Raw genomic sequence first — 21,863 nt, forward strand, 5'->3', positions numbered from 1 at the left:
GTTGCCGGCGGATTGGCCCTGCAGTTCGCGGGCATCGGAGGGCCGCTCGCCTACGTGGCGACGAAGGTCAAGCACGAGGATGTGGGCGGGCTGATCACGGTGGCTACCGTGCGCCTCGCGTGGCACGAGTCCTTGCATGCCAGAGCGGGGATCGCGCTGCTGGCGGCCGGCACCGCACTGTTCGTGGTGGGCTCGGTGCTGTTGGCGCGGCCCTTCGTCCGGCGGAAGGTGACGCTGCTGCTGGCCGTCCCGGCCGCGGCGCTGGTCGGCGGGCTGGTGATGGGCGCTGCGGCGTTGCTCGTCGTGGTGGTGGTCCTCGCCGCACTGGGCAACTCGTCCGGATCCGGCGGAGGGTCGAGCGGCGGCTCCGGTGGCGGCGGCTCCGGTGGCGGCGGCTCCGGCGGGCACAACTCCGGTGGCGGAGGAGGCACCGCCTCCGCCCTGTCCGGTCTGAACGTGAACGTCGGGGGCGGGGGGAAGCAGCAGCAACAGGACCCGGAAACAGCACGCTAGTGCTCCGATCGGGAACGTTCACCGGTCGGGCCCGGGGTAGCCTGCGCCCGTGAAGGTCTATCCCCTCTGGCACGTCAGCCACCAGAACGAAGCCGGCCCCGACGACGAGACGATTCACCTCGACGATGGGGGGGTGTTCATCGACGAGCAGGATGGGGACGACGTCAAGCTGCTGGGCATCTACTCCTCTGAGGCCGCGGCCGAAGAGCGGCTGCATCGCGCGCGCCTTCTACCGGGCTTCGCCGACGAGCCAGACTGCTTCCAGATCGGAGAGTACGACCTCGATGAGGACCACTGGAACGAGGGCTTCGTCCGAGTGCCGCTCTAGGTCTGCAGGTGAGCGCCGCTGCTGAGGCAGGCGTTTCACGCTGCTTCGGTGAGCTTCCGCCCTCCCCAGCGCAGGCCCTGTTCGCTGCGGATAGGGTCCGGACAAGCCAGCCGATCTCGTTGAACCGGTGGATCACGTCGCGGATCGTGTCCTCGTCGGCCTGCATCAGCTGGGCGATCACCGGGAACCAGTTCCCGCCGGCCGAGGCCGGCAGCATCATCGCGCGCGGGAACCGCACCGAACTGGTGCTGCCCCGGCGCACGATCTGGTGCAGCGTCTGCGGGACGGCGAGGTCGGCGGCACCCTTCCGAGCGGGCCGGAAGGGTGCCGCCGGAACGCGTTCGCGCCACTACTCGTGCAGGAAGGTGTCCGTGAAGCTGGTGCCGCTGGAGCCGAGCGCGCTCGTGTGGGCCTCGGTGACGCCGCCCGAGCTCGGGTCCAGCGCGGACGGGCTGAACGAGCCGAGCGACTTGCCGTTGACCGTCGCCGAACTGAAGCTCAGCGTCCCGAAGTTGGGGTAGGAGCCGGTCGGCGACTCGATGATGACCTCCGCGCTGGCGCGGCTCGCGCTCAGGGACTTGGTCGTGGTGTACGTCCAGTTCCGCGTGGTGTTGTGCAGCGTCAGCTTGTAGCTGCGGCTGCCGGCGTAGGTCACCGAGGCGGTGATCACGTCGCCGGTCGACACCGGGTAGGTGCTGAGGCTGAGGTAGACGGGGTTCGCCGGGTACATCTCGTACCAGGCCTGGTCCACGGGGCTGCCGCTGGAGCAGTCGGTCGCGACGCCGGTCTGCTCCACCGTCGAGGTGCCGTAGCCGTCGATGCCGACCCAGGGGGCGTACAGGTCGTTGGTGGAGTTGCACGTCGCCTTCGGCTCGGTCCAGGTGGCCGAGACCGAGGTGAAGCCGCTACCCGTGGCGGCGTAGCCGCCCCAGTTGTAGCCGTTGAGGTTGAAGTGGTGCAGGGGGCGGAACGCGAGTCCCTGAGCGGCCGCCGCGGTGACCGGTGCGACGGGGGCGGCGAGGCTTGCCGCCGCCGCCAGGGTGGCGGCACGTATCAGGAATTTGCGCATGCTGGCTCCTTCGTGAGTGACGATCAGGAGGCTCGTACGCCTGCCGCCGTGTGGGCGGCGGTGCAGAGTCTGCCGATTGTCATGTCACCTAACAAGAGGGCGTGCGCTGTGAAGTGTTCAGCCGGGGGCCACTTCCACCCCGGCGCGTGGTGCAAACTCCGCGTCAACTGTGTTTCTGCTGTGGAGTCAACCCTCAGAGCTTGACTCAGAAGAAACTCAGAGGAACGATCGGTTCCTCCGCTCGGAGCGCCGGGAGCGGTGCGAGAACGGGGGTGGCACAGGTGCGGAACCACGTCCTGCTCGGTCCTGACGCGTCGTCGTCCCGGGAGGGCGCGCTCTACTGCCGGGTGGCGCACCGTCGCTCCCCGGATCAGCTGGGTGTCGACCAGCGGGAAGCCGCCGGCCGGCTGACGGCCGAGGAGCACGGGGTGCGTCTCGCCGCGCGGCGGGTCTTCGTCGATCCGCTCTCGACCGCGTGGTCGCGCGAGGGCCTGCGTCCCACCTGGCAGGCCCTGCTCGCCGCGGTCGAGCACGAGGGCGTCGGTGCGCTCGTGCTCTTCGACGCGCCCGAGCTGCAGCGCCATCACCCGTGGGACTTCGCGCAGTTGCTGACGTTGGCCGAGCGTCGTGGTCTGCGGCTGCTCGACCCCACCGGGGCCTGGGATCTCGATGATGCGAGCGTCCGCCGCTGCCTGGCCGACCGGACCGAGCGAGAGTGCCGCAACCGGGAGGCAGCCGCCGCCCGGCGCCGATCCCGTGATGCCGAGATCGCCGGTGCGGGGCGCCCGCACGGGGGAGGGCGGCGCGCCTACGGCTACGTCGCCGGGACGTACGACCTGATCCCGTTCGAAGCCTCGGTCGTCGAGCAGATCTTCCGGTGGTTCATCGAGGGGCGCTCGCTCACCGGCATCGCCGCGGAGCTGAACCTGCTGCAGGCCGAGACGGCCTACGGCACTTCGTGGTCCGCCACCGGCGTGGCACGGATCGTCGACGCGCCGCGGTACGCGGGGTTGCGTGTGGTGCGCGGGCAGGCGGCGCGCGCGGCCGACGGCTCCTACGCGTTCGGGGACTGGAAGCCCTGTGTCGCCGTGGAGATCTGGGAGGCGGCCCGGGCGCTGCGGCGGGCCCAGGCCGAGCACTCCGCCACCGCTTCCCGCCGGCGGCCCGAGAGCCGGTACTACCCGCTGACGGGCCTGGTGCAGTGCGCCCGCTGCGGGCGCGGCATGGTCGGGTCGATGGTGGACGGATTCGCGACGTACGCCTGCACCGGCAACAACCTGGTCGGAGCCGACCGTTGCTCGCGGCACGTCGCCGCGGACCGGCTGGAGGAGTTGGTGGACCTCCGGGTCGTCCGGCGTCTGGAGCGATGGGATCCCGACGATGCGGGCCGTCCCGGACGCCCGCCGACCGTCGCCGTCCTGGACGAGGAGGCCGCAAGCCGCCGTGCTGCCGACCAGCGGCAGTTGGCGCGACTCCGGGCCATGGCGGACCCGCCCGCCGCGGAGGTGGCGCGGCTGGTCGCGAGCATCCGGGAGGTCAACCGCTCGGTGGTGATCCGGGCCGGGGACGCGCTGGAGGACCTGGTGACCGGTCGCCGTGCGAGCGCCGGTTGGCGGCGGATCTCCCTGGCCCGGCGCAGCGAGGTGCGCCGCTTCCTGATCGCGCGGATCCGTATCGGTCCGGTCGTGGGTCCCCGCAGCGTGTTCGATCCCGGTCGTGTCGAGATCGTGCCCAACGCCTGGTGACTGACCGACGCTCACGCGGCCAAGAAGTTCCGCGAGTGGGGCCGGGTGGCTCCGACCTGCCCTCAGCAGCGGGATTTACGTCGCGGTAACGAACCGGAGGGCTCCTTCCTCTGAAAATCCTCTGAGCGCTCATTGACGCGCCGTCGGCCCCACTGCTTCTCTGTTTGCTGCAAGCACACCCCACCTTGTGGTGACATGCCGTCCCCGCTCCGCTTCGCGCCGGTCTGTGGCGAAGTGCGGGGATTGCGTTGGCATGCCCACAACACTGCACGGGCGCGGCCATGCTCCTCCGTCCACTGCGTTCCCTTCCGCAGTCGCCCACCGGCCCACCGGCCGACGGGTGTTGACCAAGAGAGGACCCAGGATCCCCATGGGCACCGCCCACCTGTCGCGACCCCGTGTCGCTGCCGCCGCACTGGCGGCCGGAGCACTGATCGGCGCGATGACCGCCGCCACCCCGGCGATCGCCGCCGCCCAGACCGTCCACGTCAAGCACCTGTGCGCCGCCCCGGCGCACACGGGGACGATGTCCTGCCTGGCACTCGCGCGGACCGACGTCGTCGAGCCGCACGCCCTGACCGCGAACGCGATCACACCGAACGCGACGCCGTCGGGGTACGGCCCCACCGACCTGCTCAGCGCCTACGCCCTCCCCGCCAACGGCGGCGCGGGGCAGACCGTCGCGATCGTGGACGCGCAGGACGACCCGAACGCCGAGGCCGACCTCGCCACCTACCGCAGCCAGTACGGCCTGCCGGCCTGCACCACCGCCAACGGCTGCTTCCAGAAGGTCGACCAGACCGGCGGCACCAACTACCCGAGCGCCGACTCGGGTTGGGCGGGGGAGATCTCCCTCGACCTCGACATGGTCTCCGCCGTCGCTCCCAACGCCAACATCATCCTGGTCGAGGCGTCCTCCGCGAACATGAGCGACCTGGGCACCGCCGTCAACGAGGCCGTCTCGCTGGGCGCCAAGTACGTCTCCAACAGCTACGGCGGCTCCGAGGACTCCAGCGACCTCACCTCCGACGACAGTTACTTCAACCACCCGGGCGTCGCGGTCACCGTCTCGGCCGGCGACTCCGCCTACGGTGCCGAGTACCCGGCGTCCTCGCAGTACGTCACCGCCGTCGGCGGCACCTCGCTCACCAAGGACTCCAGCAGCCGCGGGTGGAGCGAGAGCGTCTGGTCCACCTCCAGCACCGAGGGCACCGGCTCCGGCTGCTCCGCCTACGACCCCAAGCCCAGCTGGCAGACCGACACCGGCTGCTCCAACCGCACCGTCGCCGACGTCTCCGCCGTCGCCGACCCGGCCACCGGCGTCGCCGTCTACGACAGCTACGGCGCTTCCGGCTGGCAGGTCTACGGCGGCACCAGCGCCTCCTCGCCCATCATCGCCGCCGTCTACGCCGACGCCGGTACCCCCGGCAGCAGCGACTACCCCGCGCAGTACCCCTACCAGCACACCTCGGCGCTCAACGACGTCACCAGCGGCAGCAACGGCAGCTGCGACCCGGCCTACCTCTGCACCGCGGGGGTCGGTTACGACGGTCCGACGGGCCTCGGCACCCCGAACGGCCTGACGGCCTTCACTGCGGGCTGACTCCCCATCCCTCGGTGAACCCCGGGGCGGACGGACCGCGGCCCCACCCGCGGCTCGTCCGCCCTTTCGGCGTTGCCGCCATGACGCCAGGTCAGCCCGTCGGCTCCTGGTCGGGTGTGTCGTGGCCGGCCAGCAGGGAGCCCAACGGTGTGCGGGCGTGCAGCACTTCACGGCCGTCGCGGACGGAGCTGACCAGGCCGGCCGCGCGCAGCGCGGTCGCGTGCACGGACGCCGAGCCGATGCTGATCCCGAGCCCGCGTGCCATCGTGCTGGTGCTGAGCGGCTCGCCCAGCAGTCGCAGTGCGCGTGCCCTGGTGGTGCCCAGGACCGGCGCCAGGGTGTCCCCGCCCGGCTCCGCGGCAGAGACCGGCAGCCCGGGGCCCGCCGGATAGACGAACAGGACCGGCCGTCCCGGCAGGTCCGCGACCAGCGGCACGGCGGTCCAGTGGAAGGTCGGCAGCAGGATCACGCCCCGGCCCTCGGCGTGCACCTCCCGGCGGTAGGTGGCGGGGCACTCCCAGGCGCCCTCGACGAAGCGTGACCCCGGCACCAGCGCGAGCAGCGCGGCGGCGACACCGTGCTCGGCCGAGGTGAGCGCGTAACGCGAGAACTCCGCGCGATGCCAGGTGGCCGTCGTCGGCCACCCCCGGGCGAGCACCGTCTCGTAGGCGTCGCCCAACGCCCGGCACAGCAGGCGCCACGCCCGCTCGTCCCCGTCCAGCAGCCCGCGCACCCACGGCGGGGGCGCGATCCCGCGGTCGGCGCGGACCCGCTCCACGCCCGCTCGGACGAGCTCCGGCGGCGTGGCGCGCACCTCCTGCAGGCCCTCGTCCAGCCCGGTGCTGACCGGGTCCAGGAACGGCGGGCCGAGGTGGCCGGAGACGAGGTCCCACAGCGGGCGCGTGGTCGCGGGCAGGGTCCGGTGCAGACCGCGGCGCCACCGACCGAAGAAGGCGTCGCTGTCGGTGCGTCGCAGCATCATCAGCGAGAGCTTCAACTCGACCAGCGGCGCGGGCTGTGGCGCGAAGCGGGTCCGGGCCAGGTCGTCCGCGGTCAGACGCAGTCTCAGCACCGCACGCCACCGTCCCGTGTCCGAGGTTTCGGCTCCGTCCAAAACTATCGCCGCTGCGGTGGCGGCCGCGCCAGTCTCGGTCCATGTCCACCAAGCTTTCCTCCCTTGCCCGTTGTGCGCTCGCGGGGTGCGTCGTGCTGCTCTTCGGGTGCGCGGCGGGGACGGTCGGCTCGACGCCCAGGGCGCCGACCGCTTCACGGCTTCCTTGCGGCGCGACGGCGTCGCCCGGCGCGGCGGCGGTGCGCGCGCTCACTTTGCGCACGGCCGACGGGGTGCGGCTCGCGGCACTGGAGGCCGGGAGCGGTCCGCGGGGTGTCGTGCTCGTCCCGGAGTCGGGCGGCCGGGGCAAGTGCGGCTGGCTTCCGTACGCCGGGGTGCTGGCCGGACTCGGCTACCGGGTGCTGCTCTTCGACGGTCGGTGCCAGGGGGAGAGCGACTGCCCGGCCTCGGGCGGCGACCCCGACGCCGACGTGGCCGCCGCCCTCGCGGCGCTGCGCCGCGCCGGTGCCACCCGCGAGGCGCTCCTCGGGGCCTCGGCCGGCGGCGCCGAGGCGCTCTCCTTCGCCGCGCGTCCCTTCCCCGGCCTGCGCGCCGTCGCCGCGCTCTCCCCGGACGAGCTGGACCGTCCCCTGCATGTCGCCTCCGCGGTGCGCCTGCCGGTCTGGACGGCGGTCGCCCAGGACGACCCCTTCGTGGCCGTCCCCGACCTGCGCCGCCTGCTCGCCGCGCTCGGCACCCCCGCTCCGCTCCGCTCGCTGACGGTCCTGCCGCCCGGCTCCGGCCACGGCTGGGACCTGCTCACCGACCCGGCGCCCCGGTCGCTGCGCACCGCCCTCGCCGCCTTCCTCGCCAGGAGCCTTCGATGACGCTTCATGGACGTGCCGCCGCTGCCCTGTCGGCGCTGACCGTGCTGGCCGGCACCGCGCTCCTCGCCTCCTGCGCCGCCTCCGGCACGGCGTCGTCGCCGAGCTCACCACCGGTGTCGGTGTCGGCGGCCTCCGACGCGCTCGACGGATGCGTCATGCCGGGGGCCGTCGGTCCGGGTGTCCCGATCGCGACGATCACGGTGCGCGGCCCGCAGTCCTCGGTGATCCCCGTGGCGGTGCTCGGGACGGGGCCGCGCACCGTGGTGCTGTCCAACCAGAGCGACCGCTTCCTGTGCGCGTGGCTGCCGTTGGTCCGGCGGCTCACCGGGGAGGGCTACCGCGTGGTGCTCTGGGACTACGCGGGTGAGCCGCCCGTGGACGAGTTGCGGGCCGTGGTCGCGGCGGTCCGCGGCGGCGGCGCGGGCCCGGTGGTGCTCATGGGCGCGTCGAAGGGAGCGAAGACATCCATCGTCGCGGCGGCCGGACTGCGGCCGGCGGTCGCCGGGGTGGTCTCGCTCTCCGCCGAGCAGACGCTCGCGCCGGACGTCGTCGTGGCCCCCTACGTCCCCGAGCTGCCTTGTCCGTTGCTGCTGCTCACCGCGGTGAACGACGGCTACGGATCGGCTGCGGCGGCCGAGACGTTCCGTGCCGAGGCCAGGCCGGGCACGGTCCGGCTGGTCAGCGTGCCCGGGGATGCCCACGGGGTGGACCTGCTCGCCGGGCCCACGGCCAAGGCCTCGTTGACGGCGGTGGACGCGTTCCTGGCACGGGTGCCGGGGCCCGGGCAGAGAAGTTAGGTAAGCCTAAGCTAATATCTCCTCCCGTGAGTGCTGCCAGTCATCTTCAGGCCCGTCCCGCCGACCGCCGCCAGCAGACCCTGTGGCGGATCGCCGCCGTCTGCCTGGGCTGGTACGCCGTCATCCTGGCCTCGGTGCACACGCATCCCGGGTTCGGGGTGCGAGAGGTTGCGCTCGGCGTGCACCTGGTCAGTCTCACCCTCGGGTTCGGGGCGGTGCTGGCCGTGGACGGGCTCGGGCTGGCCGTGCTGGCCGGTCGAGCCCGGGTCGGCGCGCTGCTCGCGTTCTCCGCGCGGGCCGAACGGCTGATCTGGACCGGCTTCGTGGGGCTCGCCCTGTCCGGGATCGCATTGCGGCCGGACTTCGCCAGCGGGTGGACCGACGCCAACCTCGTCGCCGCCCTGGTCGCCGCCGTCAACGGGGTGCTCGCGCAGGCGCTGCGCAGCGGTGTTCCGGACGTCGAACGCCTCTCGGGGTGGCGGGAGTTGCCCGCGCCGCTGCTGTGGCGGGCAGGCGCGGCGGCGCTGGTCTCGCAGGCGGCGTGGTGGACGTCGATCCTGATCGGCGCCCTGACCGGCTGAGCGTGGCCGGGGCGGTCGCGCGCGCAGTCTCAGTCGCCCTCGTCGTCGAAGAGCGACTCCGCCGCCGGGGTCCGCAGGTACAGCACGCTGCGGCCCACCCGGGTGGCCGTCGTCAGCCGCGCCGCGTGGAGGGCCTTGAGGTGGTGGGAGACCGTCGCTGCGGGCATGCCGGTGCGCACGGACAGCTCCGTGGTGGAGTGCGGCGACCCCAACTCGGCCAGCAGCACCGCCCGTGAGCGGCCGAGGACGCGGACGAGTCCGTCCGGCGCGGCGGTCGGGCCGCTCTCCCACAGGCAGCCGACTCCGCGCGCCGGATATCTCAGCCCCGGCTGGCGCGGCGGGTTGGTCTGCGAGAAGCACTCCGGCCAGACGAACACCGACGGGATCAGCACCAGCCCCAGCCCGGCGTCGAGGGTGCGGTCGCCGTGGACGCTCCTGTGCGCCACCCGCAGCAGGCCGTTCTCCCACCTCACCATCGGATGCAGATCGCCGAAGAGCGCCCCGGCGCCGTCGTCGGCCATCAGTCGGGCCCGTCGCAGGATCTCGCCGTCCAGCAGTCGGCGCATGCGCGGCCAGTGGGGGGCGACCGCGACCGCGTGGTAGGCGCGGATCTCGTCGGCGAGTCGGGTCAGCCCGGCGGCCGGGTCGCGATGGAACTCCACGACGGCGGGCTCCCACGGGGCGACGATGCGCTCCAGATCCGTGCGTACGGCCGTCGGGGGCAGCGCCGTCAGCGCTGCCAACTCCTCCTCCAGGTCGGGGCTTCCGGACTCTGGCACGGGGGTCAGCAGGTCGGGGATGTACGAGGCGGGCGTCCGGACCAGCGCCGACAGCAGCTCGAAGGGGACCTCGCGCTCGGCCAGCAGGCGGCGTGTGCGCCGCGCCCACGGCAGGTGGACCGCGCGCGAGCCCGGGTCCTTCAGTGCGCGCAGGCTGCTCACCGTCTCGCCCAGGGGCGAGTAGGCGAACCGGATGCGGGCCAGGTCCTGGGCCGAGAACTGCAGCGTCAGCAACGCGTCCCCTCCCCGGCGCGGCCGTCGATTCCATCACCGTGGAATCTCTGGGCACGGACCCTACCCGCGCCGAGACTCGTCCGCGAACCCGAATCCCCTCGCCCGAAAGGGTCCTCACGCATGTCCACCCTGATCGCCGCGGAGCGGCGCGCCCGTGTCCCGCTGCGGGACCGGTTCGGCCTGCCGGACACCCGCGGCAACCGCCCGCTCCTCGGTGCCGCCACCATCGACAGCCTCGGTACCGGACTCGTGCTCGCCTTCGTGGTGGTCTACTTCGCGACGACCACCACCCTCCCGCTCGCCGAGGTCGGCGCCGCCCTCACCCTGGCCCGGCTGCTCGCCTCGCCCACGGCCGTCGTGGTCGGCCCGCTGATCGACCGGTTCGGCGCCCGACGCGTCGCCCTCGCCGGCAACGCCGTCTCGGCGGTGGCGTACGCGGGCTTCCTGGTCGTCGGCAGCCGATTCTGGGAGATCGTGCCGGTCGCCTGGGCGGCCCAGGTCGGCGCGGTCACCTACTGGACGTCCAGCACCGGGCTCGTGGCGCTCGCGGCGCGGCCCGACGGCCGACCGCGGTGGTTCGCGCTGCTCCACACCCTGCGCAACGCGGGCCTCGCGGCGGGCGGCGCACTCGGCGCGTTCGCCGTGGGCGCGGGCGGGGTGACGGGTCTGCGGGCGGCGGTGCTCGCCAATGCCGTGAGCTACGTCATCGCCGCGCTGCTGCTCGCGCGCTGGCGCCCGGCCGACGCGTCGCCCCTCAGGCGGGACGCGGGGCAGCGCTCCGGTCGGAGCGGCGGCAGGAGCACCGAACGCGACGCGGGGCCGGACGTCGCCGCCGCGGGCTACCGCAGGGTGCTCCGCGACCGCCGCTACCTGCTGCTGATCGCCGTCAACCTCACCCTCGTCCTCCCCTCGCTCGTGCTGTCGCTGCTGCTCGCGGTCTTCGTGACGCAGGGTCTGCACCGGCCGGCCTGGATCGCAGGGGCGCTCCTGGTGGCGAACGGTGCGCAGGTGGTGCTGACACAGACATGGGTGACCGGGCGCCTCGCTCGTCACCGTTCGAGCCGGGTGGTGGCCTGGGGTGCGGCGCTCTACGCACTGGCCTTCGCCGTCTTCGCGATGCTGCCGGGCGCGCCCGGGTGGGCGGTGGTCGTCGGCCTGGTCGTGGCGGGCGGTGTCTACAACCTCGCCGAGACGGTGGCGACGCCGTTCCAGGAGGAGCTGAGCGTGGCCCTGGCCCCCGCCGACCTGCGGGGACGCTACCTGGCGGTCTACCAGCTGTCCTGGACCGCCGGGCAGACGGCGGCCCCGGCCCTGTTCACGCTGCTGGCCGCGCACGGCGCGGCGCTGCCCTGGCTCTTCCTGGTCCTCCTCTGCGGGGTCTCGGTCCTGCTGCTCGGGCGCCTCGCCCGCGCGCACCGGTGAGACTCGGAGTTGAACGCGTTCAAAAACAGGTCCATGATGATCCCCATGAACCAAGGGGAGCGCCTTCGGCGCGCACGGGTGTGGATCGTCCTGTTCATGGCCGGGCTGGTGCTGGCCGGGCTCACCGCCTTTCCGCTCGTCACCGAGTCAGGCTGGCTGGTGTGGTGGGCGAGCGACCGCGGCTCACCGCTCTCGGGGCTCGCGGGACACCTCCCCGGCGCCGTCGACTGGGTCCGCCACGTGCACACCGGCCTGGTCGCCACCCGGCGCGACTACCCGTTCCTCGCCTACGGCACGGACTGGCTGGCCTTCGCGCACCTGGTCATCGCCGTGGCGTTCGTCGGGCCGCTGCGCGATCCGGTCCGCAACGTCTGGGTGCTGGAGTTCGGGCTGATCGCCTGCGCCGCGATCATCCCGCTCGCGTCCGTCTGCGGCCCGCTGCGCGGGCTGCCGCTGTGGTGGCTGCCGATCGACATGTCCTTCGGCGTCCTCGGCGCCGTACCGCTCTGGCTGGCACGGCGCCACATCAAGGCGGTCGAACGGGAGGAGCTTGCCCTGCGTACGGCTCCGGCCGTGGTCAGTGCCGCGTGATGGGATTGGGCAGTGTCCCGGCGAACTGCAGGGCGCCGGCCGGGTCGGTCAGGTCCACCATCTGCCGGTTGTTCCGCAGTTGCAGCCGGTTGAGACAGGAGAGCGCGAACCGCTCGGCGAAGAGGTCCAGCGCGGCGAACCGGTCGGCCAGCTCGGGGTGGGCGCGCGCGTAGTCGCGCAGGACGCGGGCCACCACCGCCCAGAAGACGTCCTGGTGCACGGTGCCGGCGGCGTGCAGCTCGGCGGAGAGGAACCGCAGGAAGCAGTCGAACACGTCCGTGTGCACCGAGAGCGCCCACTGCTCGCGCGGCACCTCGGCGCGGATCCGGGCCACCTGCGGCGGCAGGGGCGTCGCCGGGTCCAGCACGGCGATCTCCTCGGCTATGTCCTTGAAGAAGACCCGCAGGGGCGCGCCGTCGCGGTCCAGCACCAGGATCACGTTCTCGCCGTGCGGCATGAAGGTGAGCCCGTACGCGCACAGGGCGTGGACGACGGGGACGAGGTAGGCGGTGAGGTAGCGGTTCAGCCACTCCTCGGGGGTCAGGCCCGAGGAGGTGACCAGGGCGGCCGCGAGCGGGGCGCCGTCCCGGTCGGTGTGCAGCAGTGCGGCCATCGTCGCCGCCCGCTCGCCCTCGGCGAGCAGCGGCAGCGGGCTCTCCCGCCACAGGGCCGCGAGCTGCTTCTGCTGCGGCGTGCCCTTGGGGTACTGCGGGTGCCGGTACCCCACGGCCGCGTGCTCGCGCAGGATCGAGAACCCGCAGCCGGTCAGCGTCGCGTCGGCGGCGACGAGATCGGCGAGCCAGTCGTTGATGGCGGGGGTGTGCTCCATGTAGTCGGCCGACAGACCGCGGGTGAAGCCCATGTTGAGCACGGACAGCGCGGTCTTCACGTACGGGCGGTCCGGCGCGGCGGAGTTGAAGAAGGTGCGGATCGACTGCTGGGCCAGGTGGCTGTCCCGCCCTCCGGCCCGGCCCTCGCCGAGCAGCACGACCCGCCCGGCCGCGATCTCGTCCGCGTAGGAGACGACGAGCCTGTTGTGCCACTGCCACGGGTGGACGGGGATCGCCACGTATCCGGCCAGCTCCGCCGGGATCCGGGGCGCGCCCAGCGCTCGGACGTCCACGTCGCGCCCGAGCGCGTGCACCGCGTGGTCCGGGTGGACGGCCACCCACAGCAGTCGCACCGGCGCGCCCGCCTCCGGCGCGTAGCGCAGCTGGTCCACGGCGTCGAAGCCGAGCCGGCCGCTGTTGGCGACGAAGCAGGGGTGGCCCTCCGTCATGCCCGCCTCGATCGACTGGAAGTCCGCGGCGGCCAGCTCCGTCGCGCTCACCTCGGGCAGGGAGAGCTTGAAGGCCAGCGCGGCGAGCGTGCTGGTGATCTCCTCCAGGTACACCGGCAGCACCTCGTCCGAGAGCCCGAGGCTGCGCCGCAGCTCCAGCACCAGTCCGGCCGCGTCGGGCGGCAGCTCCACGCCGTCCGAGGCCCGCAGGCGCACGATGGTGTCCGGGTCGATCCGCCAGTGGTCCAGCGCCAGCAGGTCCGCCCGGAACCGGTAGGCCACCGAATCGTCGTCGCTCGCGCAACCGAACCAGCCACCGCTGTCGGGCAACGGCACGGGTGTGATCAGGCGCTCGTGGGCGAACTCCGCCAGCGCCTTGCGCACCAGGTGCCGGTTGGCGCGTCCCCACAGCTCCGGCGTCAGGTGCGCGAGCGGCTCGCGCTCGCGGGCCCCGCTCGCCGCGCGGAACTGCTCGCGCGTGCAGGTGCTGAGCAGCGCCCGCTTGCCCGTCCGCGGCAGCGTCACCACGCCCACCGGCCGGAAGCCGACGGCGGCGTTCAGCGCGTGGACGGCGTGGTTGCGCACGTCGGGCTCGACCACGACCCGGCGCACCGCCGGGTCGGCGAAGAGCTGCCGCAGCACCGCGGTGATCGCGGCGCGGGTGAAGCCGGCCACGGGCCGCTCGGTCGGGGCCGTCAGGACGTGCATGCCGACGTCTCCGGCGGTCGTCCGGTGCACGGCGCCGACCTCGTCCTCGGCGGGGTCGTAGCGCTCCATCAGCACCGTCGGTTCGCCGCGGTAGCAGCCGATCCAGGCGTCGAGCTTCGTGTACTGCTCGCGGACCTGCGCCACGGTGGCGTCCTGCATCAGCCAGAAGACGGCCTTGGGGTCGGTCACCCAGCCGTGCAGCAGCGCGGCGTCGGCGTCCGGGTCGACGGGGCGGAAGGTGAACTCGTCGGCGAGGGCGGCGGTCGGGGCCGGGGAGTGGTTCATGCGGCGGAGAACTCCTGGAAGGCGATGCGGCGCTCGATCGGGTAGACCTCGCGCCCGGTGAGGGTGCGGAGCAGGACGGAGTTGCGGTGGGCGCCCATGCCCAGGTCCGGATCGGAGAGGCTGTGGGTGTGCAGGGCGGCGTTCTGCACGAGGATCTCGCCGCACCCGGCCGCGTCCGCGGACCAGTCGCGGCGCACCGCGAGCCGCCCCTGCTCGTCGCGGGCGAGTCGGTCCGCGATCGGGTCGAGGAAGGCGGGCTCCCGGTAGCGGTAGCCGGTGGCCAGGACCAGCGCGTCGGTGCGCAGCGTGTGCGTGACGTCCTGCTCGCGCTGGTGCAGCGTCAGTTCGTACTGCTCGGCGCCCTCGTCGTAACGGGCGGCGGTGAGCGCGGTGTTGGTCAGCAGCCGCGTCGGGACGGGGCCGCGCAGCGACTTGACGTAGAGCAGTTCGTGGACGGCGTTGACGGTGTCGGCGCTGATGCCCTTGTAGAGGGCCTTCTGCGCGGTGCCCAACCGGTCGCGGACGGGAGCGGGCAGGGCGTGGAAGTAGTCCATGTACTCCGGAGAGGTCAGCTCCAGCGTCAGCTTGGTGTACTCCAGCGGGAAGAAGCGCGGCGAGCGGGTCGCCCAGACCAGCTCGTAGCCGTGCCGGTCGATGTCGCCGAGCAGGTCCAGGTAGATCTCGGCGGCGCTCTGCCCGCTGCCGACGACGGTGATCCGGTCGCGCTTGCGCAGTTCCTCGGCGTGGTCGAGGTAGCGGGAGCTGTGCAACGCGGGCCCGCCGACCCCGTCGAGCGCGGCCGGCACATGCGGCGGCGTGCCCGTGCCGAGGACCAGGCGCCGCGCCCGGTACGTCTCGCCGTTCGCGCACCGGACCACGTAGGCCTCGGCGTCGGCCTCGTGGGTCACGGACGTCACCTCCCGGCCGAACCGCACCGAGCGCAGGCGGGAGGCGGCCCAGCGGCAGTAGTCGACGTACTCGCTGCGCAGCGGGAAGAAGTTCTCACGGATGTAGAAGGAGTACAGACGCCCCTGCTGCTTCAAGTAGTTGAGGAACGAGTAGGGCGAGGCCGGGTCGGCCAGGGTCACCAGGTCGGCGAGGAAGGGCGTCTGCAGGCTGGCCTGCTCCAGCATCATGCCGGGGTGCCAGTCGAACTCCTGCTTGCGCTCCAGGAAGACGCCGTCGAGGTCGGTGAGGGGCTCCGCGAGGCAGGCCAGCCCGAGGTTGAAGGGGCCGAGGCCGATGGCGACGAAGTCGTGGGTCCTGCGGTCGGTCATCAAAGGCTCCTCAGGCCGCCCGGTCGGCGGCGAGGTAGGCGGTGGCATGGCCGTCGAGCAGGTCCAGGACGGCCGCCAGGTCCGCGACGGTGGTGGCGGGGTTGAGCAGCGTGAACTTCAGGAAGTGCCGCCCGTCCACGACCGTCCCCGCGACCACGGCCGCGCCGCTCGCCGCGAGCGCCTCCCGGGCGTGCAGGTTGGCCGCGTCGATCAGTGCCGCGTCGCGGGGCGCGCGCGGGGGAGTCCATCGGAAGACGAGCGTGCTGAGCTGCGGCTCGACCACGACGTGGAACCGCTCGTCGCCGACCAGCAGGCTGTGCCCCTCGGCGGCGCGGTCCAGCACCGAGTCGAAGAGCTCGCCCACTCCGTCCGCGCCCACCACGCGCAGGGTGAGCCAGAGCTTCAGTGCGTCGAAGCGGCGCGTGGTCTGCAGGCTCCCGTCGACCTGGTTGGGGATGCCGCGCTCGGCCATCCGCCGGGGGTTGAGGTAGTCGGCGTGGTGTCCCGCGTGCCGCAGCGTGCGCGCGTCACGGACCAGCACGGCGCTCGAACTGACGGGCTGGAAGAAGGACTTGTGGAAGTCGACGGTGACCGAGTCGGCCTGCTCGATGCCAGCGAGCCGTGTGCGCCGGGTCGGCGAGACCAACAGGCCGCAGCCGTAGGCGGCGTCGACGTGCAGCCACACGCCGTGCCGCGCACACGTCTCCGCGATCGCGGGCAGCGGGTCGATGCTGCCGAAGTCGGTGGTCCCGGCGGTGGCGACGACGGCCATCGGCAACTCGCCCGCCCGTCGGCAGCGCTCCAACGCCCGCTCCAGCGCGGCCGGTTCCATCCGGCGCCGGTCGTCGGTGGCGACCGGCACCACGGCGTCGGCAGCGAGCCCGAGCAGCCGCGCGGACTTCACGACACTGAAGTGCGCGGCGTCGGAGGCGAAGATCCGCAGCCGAGGGCCCCCGCTCCGGTCCGCTCCCACGGCCTCCTCGCGGGCCAGCAGCAGGGCCTGCAGGTTGGACTGCGTGCCGCCGCTGGTGAACACCCCGTCCGCGTCCGGCCCCAGGCCGATCCGCGCGGCGGTCCACTCGATCAGACGCCGCTCGATGAGGGTGCCTCCGGCGCTCTGGTCCCAGGTGTCGAGGGAGGAGTTGACCGCGGTGAGGACGGTCTCGCCCAGCAGGGCGGGCAGCAGCACCGGGCAGTTGAGATGAGCCAGGTAACGGGGGTGGTGGAACCAGACGGCGTCGCGCAGGTAGAGCCGCGACAGCTCGTCGAGCGCGGCCCGGGTGTCCGCGAGCGGCGCGTCCAGATCGACGGCGCCGACCTCACGGGCGAGGGCGTGCGGCGTGACGCCGGTGAACGGTCGCTGCGCGGCGGCGACATGGCGTGCGACGAGGTCCGAGCCGTCACGTACGAGCTGCCGGTAGGTGTCGACGGAGGCGGAGTTGAGCAGGTGGGACTGCATGGGATCCTTCCTGTGGTTGCACCACCAGGGGCGCGGGGAACTGCGCGAACAACCCCCCTGTGTGGATGGCCCTGCGCGTTCGGTGAATCAGGTGTGCGGGTGGCTTGTCGCGCAGTTCCTCGCGGCCCTGAGGTCGCTGCAACTGAACGACTTCACGCAACTTCGGTGAGGAGGTCCTCCTCTGACGCGCCACGCCTCCAGTAGCCGGTGAAGGTCACCTGCGAGCGCTCGAACCCCCGCTCGCGCAGCAGGTGGCGCCGCAGGTCCCGCACGCAGCCCGCCTCGCCGGCCAGCCAGGCGTACGGTGTTCCCGCCGGCAGCCCCTGCGTGGTGACGACCGCGCCCGGCAAGCCGCCGCGGGCCACCCAGCGCACCGTGAGGTCCGCGCTCTGCGAGACCAGCTCCTGCCGGTCCCGCTCGAAGGGGACCTCGATCCAGGCCCGCACCGGCAGCTCGGGATGCGCCGCGCCGAGCCAGGACACGATGCCCGCGACGGCCGGGAGTGCCGTCAGATCGGCGGCCAGCAGCACCCATCGGGTGCCCTGCGGTGGGCGGAAGTCGATGCCCGCGTTGTCGGGGTCCGTCGGGCCGAGCGCGACCACGTGGTCGCCGGGCGCGGCGGTCGCCGCCCAGCGGCCGGCGGGGCCGGTGCCGTCGTGGAGGGCGAAGTCGACGGCGAGTTCGCCGGGGCGCTGGGCGCGGACGGTGTAGGAGCGCATCACCGCGCGTCGGGACGGCTCCATGTGGCGCCACTCGGCGTACCAGTCGGGGCCGGCCCAGGTCGGGACGAGCGGCGCGGGCTCCCCTGGCTGCGGCAGGAACAGCTTGAAGCGCTGGTCGCGACCGCCGGAGCGGAAGCGGTCGACGTCGGGGCCGCCGAGGACGACGCGGCGCATCGAAGGCCCGAGGGTCTGCGTGCGCAGCACCCGCAGGTCGAGGAAGTCCCAGCCGGAGGCGGACGCGGCGGCCATCAGGCGACCTTCCGGGCCCGGTCCAGCGCGGCGGCCAGCTGCTCGACCAGCGGCGCGCAACCGGCGTAGGAGAACCGGACCTCGCTCAGCCAGGGGACGACCTGACCGGCCTTGACGGCGGGGAGCTGCTGCCAGGTGGGCTTGCCGGTCAGGTCCTTGGCCTGCAGGGCCGAGCTGCGGCTGTCGAGCAGGATCAGGTCGGCGCCGTACTTGTCGGCGTTCTCCCAGCTGAGCGACTCGAAGAAGCCGCCCTTGACCTGCTTCGGCGCGATCAGCTCGACGCCGAGGCTGCGGTAGTAGGAGAGATCGGGGTAGACGGAGGGATCGGAGACGTACAGCAGGTCGGCGCCGGCGGAGGCGGCCAGCACCTTCAGGCCACCGCGGGCCTTGGCCGTGCGGCGCAGCGTCTCCACGGCCTGCTGGAAGCGTTGCTTGGCGGAGACGACGGACGCGGCGCGCAGGTCCGCGCCCAGCAGCCCGGCCAACTGCTCGTGGCGGGCCAGCGGTTCGGGCAGCTGGACCTTGGCGATGGTGATCCCCGCGGTGGGGGCGAGCGCGGCGATCTTGTCCTTGCTCGCGTCCGGGACGTACCAGAGCTGGCCGGGCAGCCACATGTCGGTGACCAGCAGCTGCGGGCGCAGCGCGGCGTACTTCTCCAGGTCGAACTCGCCCCAGGCGTTGCCGAGGACGGTCAGCCTGCCGACGTCGAGCCGTCCTGCCATCGGGTCGGCCTTGCCGTCGGCGAGCCTGGTCGGCCCGAAGACGCCGACGATCCGGTCCGTCGCGCCGAAGTCGTGGAGGGCGGCGGCGGTGCCGGTGTAGGCGACGACGCGGGTGGGGGCCTGGGGGAGGGCGACGGTGGTGCCGCGATCGTCGGTGAAGCGCCAGGGTCCGGTGGTGGTGGAGCCGGACGACTTGGCGTCCGCGCTCGCGGATCCGGACCGGGAGGAGGAGCCGCAGGCGGCGAGGAGCGCGCCGAGGCCGGCGACGCCGCCGGCGGCGAGCAGGGAACGGCGGGAGGGATGAACGGGCATGGCGCTGAACGCTTTCGTGAGGACGCTCTCGTGAACGAAGGCGGGAGCAGGAGGGAGACGCCGGAGGGAACGCCGGAGGGAACGCCGGAGGGAACGCCGGAGGGCGCGGGGCGGCCGGATGCCGACGGGGCGGCCACCCGGACTCAAGGTCAACTTAGGGTAGCCTAACCTAAGTTTCCGAGCCGTTGTCCAGTCGGCCGCAGAACACCCCGGAGGCCCTTCGCCCATGACCGCCCTGACCGCTGATCCGCCCTCACCCCGACTGCGCGGCGTCCGGCCGGCCGCTCGCGCACGTCGACCCCTCCGCCTGCCGATCCTCGCTGCGGTCCTGCTCCTGGCAGCCCTCGCGCTCTCCCTCGCCCTCGGCGCCAAGCCCCTCTCCCCGGGCGCCGTCTGGCAGGGCCTCACCGACCCGGCCGCCCCCTCCTACGACGTGGTCCACGGCATGCGGCTGCCACGCACCCTTCTCGGGCTGCTGGCCGGAGCGGCCCTCGGTCTCGCGGGCGGCGTGATGCGCGCGCTGACCCGCAACCCGCTGGCCGACCCCGGCCTGCTCGGCGTCAACGCCGGTGCCTCGGCCGCCGTCGTCACCGCCTCGGCCCTGCTCGGGCTCTCCGGCTTCGGGGAGGCCGTCTGGTTCGCCTTCGCCGGAGCCGCTGTCGTCGCCGTGCTGGTCCACGCCGTCGGCGGCGGACGCACGGCCACGCCCACACGGCTCGTCCTCGCCGGAACGGCCGTCAACGCCGCCCTGTACTCCTACGTGAGCGCCGTCGAGCTGCTCGACACCGACGCACTGGACCGGATGCGCTTCTGGACCGTCGGCTCGCTCGCCTCGGCGCGGCTGGGCACCGTCGCGGCGATGGCCCCGTTCGTCCTCGTCGGCCTGGTCCTGGCCCTCGTCCTCGCCCGCCCGCTGGGCGCGCTGGCGCTCGGCGAGGACTCCGCCCGCGCTCTCGGATCCCGCCTTCCCGCGACCCGGGTCGGTGCGACCGTCGCCATCACCCTGCTGTGCGGCGCCGCGACCGCCGCCTGCGGACCGCTGGTCTTCGTCGGCCTGCTCACCCCGCACCTGGTCGCCCGCCTGAGCGGCCCCGACCCGCGCCGCTCCCTCCCCTACTGCGCCGTGTTCGGCCCGGTGCTGCTGCTGGGCGCCGACGTCCTCGGCCGCCTCGTCGCCCGTCCCGGCGAGCTCCAAGTAGGCGTCGTCACCGCCGTGGCCGGCGGCGCGCTGCTGCTGGTGCTGGTGAGCCGACGAGGTGACGCCGCATGAGCCGCACGCGCACCCTGACGACGCCGAAGGCGGCCGGCACCGGACGCCCGGAGGTGGGACGTCCGGACGTGGGGCGTTCGGAGGTGGGGCGTTCGGCGGTGGACCGGTCCGCGCGTCGCGCGCGCCTGGTCACCCTCCTGCTGCTGCTCGCCGTCCTCGTCGTCGCCGTCCTCGCCCTCGCCTTCGGCGGGGATCTCGCCCTCGCTCCGGCGGACGTGGTCCGCGCGCTTGTCGACCCGGGCGCCGCGACCGCCGATCCGGCCACGTACTTCGTCGTCCAGGAGTTGCGCCTGCCGCGGGTGGTCACCGGACTGCTCGCGGGCGCGGCCCTCGCGCTGTCCGGCGCCGTGTTCCAGGCGCTGCTGCGCAATCCGCTCGGCAGTCCCGACGTGCTCGGCTTCACCCAGGGCGCCGCGACCGGCGCGCTCACCGCCATCGTGCTGCTCGGTGGCGGCGCGACGGTCGTGCCCACCGGCGCCGTGGTGGGGTCGCTGGCCGCCGGGGGAGTGGTGCTGCTGCTCGCCCGGGGTGGGCGACAGCAGTTGGTCCTGGTCGGCGTCGCCCTCGGCGCGGTGCTGACCGGCGTCAACGGCTACCTGCTGACCCGTGGCCAACTGACCGACGCCGCCCGCGCGGTGCTCTGGCTCACCGGCAGCCTCGACGGCAGCGACTGGCGCGGGGCGGCGACGGTCGGTCTCGCGCTCGCGCTGCTGGGGCCGCTCGTCGTGCTCGGGCACGGTCGCGCGCTGCGCCTGCTCGAACTCGGCGACGACGCCGCAACCGCCCTCGGGGTCCCGGTCGCCCGGAGTCGGCGGGTGCTGCTGGTCAGCGCGTTGCTGCTCGCGGCCGCGGCGGCGGCCGCCTGCGGGCCGGTGGCGTTCGTGGCGCTCACGGCACCGCAGGTGGCCCGTCGGCTTACCCGCGCTCCGGGGCCGAACCTGCTGCCCGCGACGGTGACGGGGGCGCTGCTGCTCGTCGCAGCGGACTGGGCCGCACAGCGGACGGTGCCCGGCCACCAGCTGCCGGTCGGCGTGGTGACCGGCCTGCTGGGCGGCGGATACCTGGTCCGGCTGCTGGTCAAGGAGTGCCGGTCGGCGACGGTGTGACGGCCTGTGCGACGACCTCGCCGGACCGGGTGGCGGGCGCGGCGAGAGCCGCGCCGCCGTGCCGGGCGGCGGGGACGACCAGGGGCGTGCCGGTCTCCGGGTCGGGCACGACCCGGCACTCCACCTCGAACACCTCCGCCACCAGTTCGGCGCTCAGCACCTCCCGCGGCGTCCCGGCCGCCACCAGGCGGCCCGCACGCAGCACCACCAGGTGGTCGGCGTAGCGGGCGGCCTGGCCGAGGTCGTGCAGCACCATCACGACGGTCCGGTCCGAGGTGCGCTGGAGACGGACCACCAGATCGAGCACGTCCAGCTGGTGCCGCAGGTCGAGGAAGGTGGTCGGCTCGTCGAGCAGCAGCAGGTCGGTCTCCTGCGCGAGCGCCAGCGCGATCCACGCGCGCTGGCGCTGGCCGCCGCTCAGGCGGTCCACGAGCCGTTCGCGGAGCGCGGCCGTCCCGGTGGCGGCCAGTGCGCGTTCCACGGCGTCCTGGTCGACGGCGCTCCAGGCTCCGAAGAGCCCCTGGTGCGGATGCCGGCCCAGTCGGACCAGGCCCTCCACCGTGATCCCCTCCGGCGCCACGGGCTGCTGCGGCAGCAGCCCGAGCCGGCGGGCCACCTCGCGTGAGGGCAGGCGGTGCAGGTCCTGTCCGTCCAGCAGGACGGACCCGGCCGCCGGCCTCAGCAGCCGCGCGAGCCCGCGCAGCAGCGTCGACTTGCCGCAACCGTTGGGCCCGACGATGGCCGTGACGGCGCCGCGCGGCAGCGCGAGATCGAGGTCGGCGACGACGGGCGCGGACCGGGTGCGGGAACGCTCCCGCTCGTAGGCGAGGTGAAGGGAACGGGTCTCAAGCATACGATCAACTTAGGGTTGCCT

General features: G+C 73.5%; 20 protein-coding genes and 1 pseudogene. 11 read left to right on the forward strand and 10 right to left on the reverse strand.

The window, feature by feature from the left end:
* Positions 1–12 precede the first annotated feature (12 nt).
* Entirely contained in the window at positions 13–513 is a 501-nt protein-coding gene (locus tag BMY61_RS46510) for a hypothetical protein (protein ID WP_052438531.1), read from the forward strand.
* Between the two features lie 49 nt (positions 514–562).
* Entirely contained in the window at positions 563–841 is a 279-nt protein-coding gene (locus BMY61_RS27530; protein ID WP_042444984.1) for a DUF7336 domain-containing protein, read from the forward strand.
* 109 nt (positions 842–950) lie between these two features.
* Here BMY61_RS27530 and BMY61_RS47935 read toward each other — a convergent pair.
* Both BMY61_RS47935 and BMY61_RS27535 read right to left on the reverse strand, forming a co-directional pair.
* Positions 951–1,115 (reverse strand): annotated as a pseudogene (locus BMY61_RS47935) (helix-turn-helix domain-containing protein); the annotation flags it as partial.
* A gap of 75 nt (positions 1,116–1,190) precedes the next feature.
* Positions 1,191–1,910, reverse strand: a complete 720-nt coding sequence (locus BMY61_RS27535; protein ID WP_042444982.1) for a G1 family glutamic endopeptidase — start codon at positions 1,908–1,910, stop codon at positions 1,191–1,193.
* Between the two features lie 281 nt (positions 1,911–2,191).
* Between BMY61_RS27535 and BMY61_RS27540 the strand changes: the two genes are divergently transcribed.
* Entirely contained in the window at positions 2,192–3,655 is a 1,464-nt protein-coding gene (locus tag BMY61_RS27540) for a recombinase family protein (RefSeq protein WP_161791221.1), read from the forward strand.
* 370 nt (positions 3,656–4,025) lie between these two features.
* On the forward strand, positions 4,026–5,258 hold the full coding sequence (locus BMY61_RS27545) for a S53 family peptidase (RefSeq protein ID WP_075004090.1): 1,233 nt from the start codon (positions 4,026–4,028) through the stop codon (positions 5,256–5,258).
* A 91-nt stretch (positions 5,259–5,349) separates the two neighbouring features.
* On the opposite strand, the gene BMY61_RS27550 is transcribed toward BMY61_RS27545, so the two are convergent.
* On the reverse strand, positions 5,350–6,330 hold the full coding sequence (locus tag BMY61_RS27550; protein ID WP_042451540.1) for an ArsR/SmtB family transcription factor: 981 nt from the start codon (positions 6,328–6,330) through the stop codon (positions 5,350–5,352).
* Between the two features lie 83 nt (positions 6,331–6,413).
* Here BMY61_RS27550 and BMY61_RS27555 point away from each other — a divergent pair, with 83 nt between their 5' ends.
* The 3 genes from BMY61_RS27555 to BMY61_RS45315 are packed head-to-tail and all read left to right on the forward strand — an operon-like array spanning position 6,414 to position 8,574.
* A complete protein-coding gene (locus BMY61_RS27555; protein ID WP_143094542.1) occupies positions 6,414–7,196 on the forward strand; it encodes an alpha/beta hydrolase in 783 nt (260 codons plus the stop codon).
* A complete protein-coding gene (locus BMY61_RS45310) occupies positions 7,193–7,993 on the forward strand; it encodes an alpha/beta hydrolase (RefSeq protein ID WP_042451539.1) in 801 nt (266 codons plus the stop codon). The genes BMY61_RS27555 and BMY61_RS45310 overlap by 4 nt, the downstream gene beginning before the upstream one ends.
* A gap of 26 nt (positions 7,994–8,019) precedes the next feature.
* Entirely contained in the window at positions 8,020–8,574 is a 555-nt protein-coding gene (locus BMY61_RS45315; protein ID WP_042451537.1) for a hypothetical protein, read from the forward strand.
* Positions 8,575–8,603: 29 nt separating this feature from the next.
* Here BMY61_RS45315 and BMY61_RS27570 read toward each other — a convergent pair whose 3' ends face one another.
* Positions 8,604–9,587 carry an ArsR/SmtB family transcription factor gene (locus tag BMY61_RS27570; RefSeq protein ID WP_042451536.1) on the reverse strand — a complete coding sequence of 328 codons (984 nt, stop codon included), beginning with the start codon at positions 9,585–9,587 and terminating at the stop codon, positions 8,604–8,606.
* A 120-nt stretch (positions 9,588–9,707) separates the two neighbouring features.
* On the opposite strand from BMY61_RS27570, the gene BMY61_RS27575 reads away from it, so the two are divergent.
* Together BMY61_RS27575 and BMY61_RS27580 are read left to right on the forward strand one after the other, a co-directional pair.
* Positions 9,708–11,009 (forward strand): MFS transporter, encoded by a 1,302-nt coding sequence (locus BMY61_RS27575; protein ID WP_042451535.1) that lies wholly within the window; start codon positions 9,708–9,710, stop codon positions 11,007–11,009.
* Between the two features lie 45 nt (positions 11,010–11,054).
* Positions 11,055–11,600, forward strand: a complete 546-nt coding sequence (locus BMY61_RS27580) for a hypothetical protein (RefSeq protein WP_042451653.1) — start codon at positions 11,055–11,057, stop codon at positions 11,598–11,600.
* Here BMY61_RS27580 and BMY61_RS27585 read toward each other — a convergent pair.
* The 5 genes from BMY61_RS27585 to BMY61_RS27605 form a co-directional block, all read right to left on the reverse strand.
* Complete coding sequence (locus BMY61_RS27585; protein WP_075004091.1) at positions 11,587–13,872, reverse strand: GNAT family N-acetyltransferase; 2,286 nt, start codon at positions 13,870–13,872, stop codon at positions 11,587–11,589. The genes BMY61_RS27580 and BMY61_RS27585 overlap by 14 nt on opposite strands.
* Positions 13,869–15,149: a lysine N(6)-hydroxylase/L-ornithine N(5)-oxygenase family protein gene (locus BMY61_RS27590; protein WP_042451534.1), complete on the reverse strand. Its 1,281-nt coding sequence runs from the start codon at positions 15,147–15,149 to the stop codon at positions 13,869–13,871. The genes BMY61_RS27585 and BMY61_RS27590 overlap by 4 nt, the downstream gene beginning before the upstream one ends.
* Positions 15,150–15,159: 10 nt before the next feature.
* Positions 15,160–16,608 carry a pyridoxal phosphate-dependent decarboxylase family protein gene (locus tag BMY61_RS27595; protein WP_042451533.1) on the reverse strand — a complete coding sequence of 483 codons (1,449 nt, stop codon included), beginning with the start codon at positions 16,606–16,608 and terminating at the stop codon, positions 15,160–15,162.
* Positions 16,609–16,760: 152 nt separating this feature from the next.
* A complete protein-coding gene (locus BMY61_RS27600) occupies positions 16,761–17,579 on the reverse strand; it encodes a siderophore-interacting protein (protein ID WP_042451532.1) in 819 nt (272 codons plus the stop codon).
* Positions 17,579–18,613 (reverse strand): ABC transporter substrate-binding protein, encoded by a 1,035-nt coding sequence (locus BMY61_RS27605; protein ID WP_042451531.1) that lies wholly within the window; start codon positions 18,611–18,613, stop codon positions 17,579–17,581. Before BMY61_RS27605 ends, BMY61_RS27600 begins: the two co-directional genes overlap by 1 nt.
* 226 nt (positions 18,614–18,839) lie before the next feature.
* On the opposite strand from BMY61_RS27605, the gene BMY61_RS27610 reads away from it, so the two are divergent.
* Positions 18,840–19,883 (forward strand): FecCD family ABC transporter permease, encoded by a 1,044-nt coding sequence (locus tag BMY61_RS27610; RefSeq protein WP_082015229.1) that lies wholly within the window; start codon positions 18,840–18,842, stop codon positions 19,881–19,883.
* Positions 19,880–20,989: a FecCD family ABC transporter permease gene (locus tag BMY61_RS27615; RefSeq protein WP_082015228.1), complete on the forward strand. Its 1,110-nt coding sequence runs from the start codon at positions 19,880–19,882 to the stop codon at positions 20,987–20,989. Before BMY61_RS27610 ends, BMY61_RS27615 begins: the two co-directional genes overlap by 4 nt.
* On the opposite strand, the gene BMY61_RS27620 is transcribed toward BMY61_RS27615, so the two are convergent.
* On the reverse strand, positions 20,961–21,842 hold the full coding sequence (locus BMY61_RS27620; RefSeq protein WP_052438961.1) for an ABC transporter ATP-binding protein: 882 nt from the start codon (positions 21,840–21,842) through the stop codon (positions 20,961–20,963). The genes BMY61_RS27615 and BMY61_RS27620 overlap by 29 nt on opposite strands.
* Positions 21,843–21,863: the final 21 nt, after the last annotated feature.

It is taken from the genome of Streptacidiphilus jiangxiensis (assembly GCF_900109465.1).
GTDB lineage: Bacteria > Actinomycetota > Actinomycetes > Streptomycetales > Streptomycetaceae > Streptacidiphilus > Streptacidiphilus jiangxiensis.